Origin of the sequence: uncultured Holdemanella sp., from assembly GCF_934772795.1 — a bacterium.
Taxonomy (GTDB): Bacteria; Bacillota_I; Bacilli_A; order Erysipelotrichales; family Erysipelotrichaceae; genus Holdemanella.
Map to the genome: position 1 here is coordinate 1 of NZ_CAKVMR010000101.1, position 4,309 is coordinate 4,309.

A 4,309-nucleotide genomic window follows, 5' to 3' on the forward strand; every position below is an offset into this window, starting at 1 on the left:
ATCCACGTATTGACAATAGGAGGTCACTTCATATTATCTAGATAGGGATAAATCAACCTTTAAAAGTCATAGGGATTCTAGATCTGAGATAGAGATGACCTTTAAACACTTTTAGGGAGATTTCTCTATCTTTTTTTGTTACAGTATTTTTAGAAAGGATTGGACGTAAATAAAAAAAGGTAGAAATCCTCACCGTGCAAAGTTTGTGATTTCTACCCGTCCTCTTAGACAATTATATGATACTGAAAATTACCAACGACTTCAACCTGATTTTGAATAAAGATGATTATCGAGATTTTATTAATGCGACTGAATACGGATTAGAAAACGCTATGTCTAATGATTCTACATTTTATTTAAATTTTATTTCCACGAGTGGTAAAGGTAAGATTGGTTTTCCAAAGAAGTACGCGAAGAAGATTAATACATATTTAAAAGGATATGATTGGCAGAAAAAGAATTATGACATCATCATTGTTGATTTTGCGGATCCAGAATTAGCACAAAATATTTATTCGACAAATTAAAAAGTCAAAGCAATTTAATTCGCTTTGACTTTCTTTTGTCTTAATATCTCAAAACTAAATACAGCTGCAGCACTGGCTGAATCTAGAGCATTTCTAAAATCTCTTCCGTATTCTACGACAATATTTTGTTTGGAAGCTGAAGTAATAGTTGAACTTAGTCCTCTTAAGGCTCCACCTAAGCATAAACAGAAGTCGGATTCAAACGTATAGTCATAAAGTCCTACGGCATCTTTTCTGTGGGCACACAAAATAGGAAGTTCATGCTTTTTACAATAGTCTACCAATTCTTCATCTGAATCCACAAAATAAATAGGTAGTTTTTCATAAGCTCCGGCACTTGCCTTTAGAATGGTTTGTTCGGCAAAGCTCCAGTCTCTTTTTGGAAGGATCATCGCATCACATCCAGAAGCATATAGTGTTCTTGAAATACTTCCTAAATTATATGGATCTTCAACTCCGTCGATGTAACAAAGAAAGCCATGAACATGTGCTTGAACAAGTTGTGGAATTTGTTTTTCTTCAGCTAGAAGTAAAATACCACCATGCGTTTTACCTGTAGCCAACTCATTAATTTCATCTCGCGAACTAAAGATGACTTCACAACCTTTACTTTTGGCAATTTTAGCCAAATATCTTGTATCTTTTGTATTCTTTTTCTTATCAATATATAGTTTTTTACAATCTCGAGACCCTGCTTCTAATAGGGCTTTGCAGGAAATGGCCCCTTCAAATATTTTTTCCATACGACTATTATAATGGCTTTTATAATTTTTTTCTAGATGCTATTATATATGGTATGGAAGGAGTCTTACTTAAATGCATTTTAAATTAACCCAAGAAATGAAGCAGCGAATCATCGTTTATTCAGCATCTTTAATTATCGCAATCTTGTTTTTTACAATATTGAATAAGTTTAAAGACATTAAACGAGCCATTCAGTTTATATTGACGATACTATTCCCTTTCCTTCTTGGAATTGGATTGGCGTTTATATTAAACAATCCGCAAAAATGGGTTGAAGAAAAATTACTTGGAAATATTCCAATGCGCAAAAACCACAAAAGAATTCTATCAACTGCTCTTGTGTTTATTTTAGCCATTGGATTCTTGATCTTATTTTTCTCCATTATAATTCCGAATACGATTGATTCTGTGCGACAATTCTCTAAAAACGTTGCAGTTTATTCTGATACATTAATTGGATACACAAAAGATTTTGCGTACAAATTGAACATTTCAGAAAAACAAGTCGAACAAATACTGATCAATTTTGACGTCACAAAGAAAATTACAAGTGTACTAACCGAATCCATTCCTAAAATTGCTTCTTACTCATATAGCTTTGTGAAAGGATTCGTTAACTTGATCTTAGCTTTCGTTTCCGCATTCTATATCTTATTGGACCGTGAAACACTTGTTAAGGGAATCAAAAAGTTAAACTACTCATTATTTGATAAAAACTTTGCGAACTACTTAACACTATGGACAAACGATGCGAAGACTGTATTTGAACAATATATCGTTGGAAACATCATTGATTCCTTTATTGTCGGTATGATCTGTTACTTTGGAGCCTTAGTATTAAAGTTGCCATACTCAAGTATGATCGCCCTCATTATAGGTGTCACTAATGTCATTCCCGTCTTTGGACCATTCTTAGGCGCTATTCCCGTCATCATCATCTTATGTTTGATTGATCCATTCTCAGCCTTGATCTTTGCGATATTTATCTTCATCCTTCAACAATGCGATGGAAACATCATTAAACCCATTGTGCTTGGAGATAAACTAGGAATGTCAGGCTTCTGGATCCTATTCTCAGTCACTATAGGTGGTGCATTATTTGGCATTGTTGGAATGTTCTTAGGTGTTCCAATCTTTGCGCTAATCTATGCAGGTGTACACGATTATATTCAAGTTCGATTAAGAAATAAAAAAATCACAATCAACGACAGAGCAGGAACTATTGATTAGTTTCCTGCTTTTTACGTGCAATTTTTGAAAAAATGTGTATACTTATGTAAGTTAGGAGGAACTACCTTTGAATTTTATAGACATTATTTTAGATACAATACACGATACGTGGGCCATGCTTCCCTTGTTGTATGTCACATATTGTGTTTTAGAAGTTTTTGAAAGAAAGAATACGCAAGACGATAAGCTTTTCTTTGGACTCCAAAAACTCGGACCCATTCTAGGTGCACTCGTCGGACTGATTCCACAATGTGGCTTTAGTATTCTAGCCGCCATGTTGTTTGTCCAAAATAACATTACCCTTGGAACACTTGTCAGTGTTATGATTGCGACAAGCGATGAAGCCATCCCAATTCTTATTAGTAATCCTAAGATGTATTCATCTCTACTTGGTATTTTAGGACTAAAACTCGTTATTGCGATCATCGTTGGATTGTTTACCGATCACGTATTATTTCGCAATCAAAAAATCCTCCGCTTCGAAGATATGGAAGAAGAGGATTATGATGATGAAGAATATGAGGAAGAAGAAAGTTCCGGATCAAGCTGTCCATGTTGTTACCCGGAATATCCATTATGGATCAGTGCCCTATTACGGTCTTTAAAAATCTATGTATTCATCTTTATTACTAGTTTTGTATTAACATTATTAATGGAGTTGATTGGAGAAAAAACATTATCTATGATCTTGCTTCAAGATAATTTATTCCAACCTATTATTGCCGCATTATTCGGTTTTATCCCTAACTGTGCAGCCACAGTTGTTCTAACTCAGCTTTATACAGCTGGTGAACTATCTTTTGGATCCCTACTAGCAGGTCTTGTCACAAATGCAGGACTTGGCTTAATCGTCATGATTCGTTATGAAGCAAGAAAGAAAGATATTTTAAGAACGATTTCCATCCTATTTATAACTGGAGTTATCGTAGGTATTGGATTTATGTTATTGTAGCCACAAATGTGGCTTTTTTTTATCTCCCTGGAAAGATCCAGATTTCAAAATGGTTAATGTCATACCAAAACAAAAGAATAAGTATGGCAACAATCAATAAAACGATTGCGAAATAAAGAGTACTCATCTTTTCCCCAAATTTATCTGAATTCAATTCTGGATGCTCCTCCAATTCCGCCAATCGTTTCTTCGCTATTTTATCAAGCCAACTCATAACTAAACCTTATTACACTAATATAGGGAATAAAATTGGGAATATATTAATTTCTGGATGATTCCAATCATACCAAAGTGCTAAAACCAATGCGGCTGCAAGGATTAGAATTACATAGAATTTAATATCCTTCATCATTTTGTTTCCCTTTTCTTCAAAATCAGTTGAATTCAATTCTGGATGTTCATCCAATTCGGCTATTCTTTTCTTTGTTGTTTTTTCAATCCAGTTCATACTGTATCCCTCTCTTTAGTATTATTTTACCAATACATTTAAAGATTTATTTATATATGGTAAATTTGGTCATCAAACTGTCCAAATATGCACGAAAAAAGCTAGAAACATTTGTCTCTAGCTTAGTTTTCCAAAAAATGGTGGGGACGGTGGGACTTGAACCCACACGGGATTTCTCCCAACGGATTTTAAGTCCGTTGCGTCTGCCTATTCCGCCACGACCCCATGTAATTGGAGGTTCCGATCAGATTTGAACTGATGATCACAGAGTTGCAGTCTATTGCCTTACCACTTGGCTACGGAACCGTAACTTGTTGATTGTAAATAAACGATGGTGGGGACGGTGGGACTTGAACCCACACGGGATTTCTCCCAACGGATTTTAAGTCCGTTGCGTCTGCCTATTCC

At 35.0% G+C, this 4,309-nt stretch carries 6 protein-coding genes and 2 tRNA genes; 3 read left to right on the top strand and 5 right to left on the bottom strand.

Going from position 1 to position 4,309, the window contains the following annotated elements:
* The first annotated feature begins 236 nt into the window (after positions 1-236).
* On the top strand, positions 237-527 hold the full coding sequence (locus tag Q0F04_RS11415) for a hypothetical protein (protein ID WP_295753400.1): 291 nt from the start codon (positions 237-239) through the stop codon (positions 525-527).
* Between the two features lie 14 nt (positions 528-541).
* Here the strand turns inward: Q0F04_RS11415 and Q0F04_RS11420 are convergent, their stop codons facing one another.
* Entirely contained in the window at positions 542-1,270 is a 729-nt protein-coding gene (locus Q0F04_RS11420; RefSeq protein ID WP_295753402.1) for a TrmH family RNA methyltransferase, read from the bottom strand.
* Between the two features lie 73 nt (positions 1,271-1,343).
* Between Q0F04_RS11420 and Q0F04_RS11425 the strand changes: the two genes are divergently transcribed.
* Both Q0F04_RS11425 and Q0F04_RS11430 read left to right on the top strand, forming a co-directional pair.
* Positions 1,344-2,501 carry an AI-2E family transporter gene (locus Q0F04_RS11425; RefSeq protein ID WP_295753404.1) on the top strand — a complete coding sequence of 386 codons (1,158 nt, stop codon included), beginning with the start codon at positions 1,344-1,346 and terminating at the stop codon, positions 2,499-2,501.
* A gap of 67 nt (positions 2,502-2,568) precedes the next feature.
* On the top strand, positions 2,569-3,453 hold the full coding sequence (locus Q0F04_RS11430; protein ID WP_295753406.1) for a putative manganese transporter: 885 nt from the start codon (positions 2,569-2,571) through the stop codon (positions 3,451-3,453).
* A gap of 19 nt (positions 3,454-3,472) precedes the next feature.
* Here the strand turns inward: Q0F04_RS11430 and Q0F04_RS11435 are convergent, their stop codons facing one another.
* The 4 genes from Q0F04_RS11435 to Q0F04_RS11450 form a co-directional block, all read right to left on the bottom strand.
* Positions 3,473-3,667, bottom strand: coding sequence for a hypothetical protein (locus Q0F04_RS11435; RefSeq protein WP_295753408.1), 195 nt, complete (start codon positions 3,665-3,667; stop codon positions 3,473-3,475).
* A gap of 12 nt (positions 3,668-3,679) precedes the next feature.
* Positions 3,680-3,901: a hypothetical protein gene (locus Q0F04_RS11440; protein ID WP_295753410.1), complete on the bottom strand. Its 222-nt coding sequence runs from the start codon at positions 3,899-3,901 to the stop codon at positions 3,680-3,682.
* A gap of 138 nt (positions 3,902-4,039) precedes the next feature.
* Positions 4,040-4,126 (bottom strand) — tRNA-Leu (locus Q0F04_RS11445).
* Positions 4,127-4,133: 7 nt separating this feature from the next.
* Positions 4,134-4,207: transfer RNA gene (locus Q0F04_RS11450), tRNA-Cys, on the bottom strand.
* Positions 4,208-4,309: the final 102 nt, after the last annotated feature.

Coding starts and splice junctions, on each gene's coding strand:
- Q0F04_RS11440 (WP_295753410.1), bottom strand. CDS start 3,901: ATGAACTGGATTGAAAAAACAACAAAGAAAAGAATAGCCGAATTGGAT.
- Q0F04_RS11420 (WP_295753402.1), bottom strand. CDS start 1,270: ATGGAAAAAATATTTGAAGGGGCCATTTCCTGCAAAGCCCTATTAGAA.
- Q0F04_RS11425 (WP_295753404.1), top strand. CDS start 1,344: ATGCATTTTAAATTAACCCAAGAAATGAAGCAGCGAATCATCGTTTAT.
- Q0F04_RS11435 (WP_295753408.1), bottom strand. CDS start 3,667: ATGAGTTGGCTTGATAAAATAGCGAAGAAACGATTGGCGGAATTGGAG.
- Q0F04_RS11415 (WP_295753400.1), top strand. CDS start 237: ATGATACTGAAAATTACCAACGACTTCAACCTGATTTTGAATAAAGAT.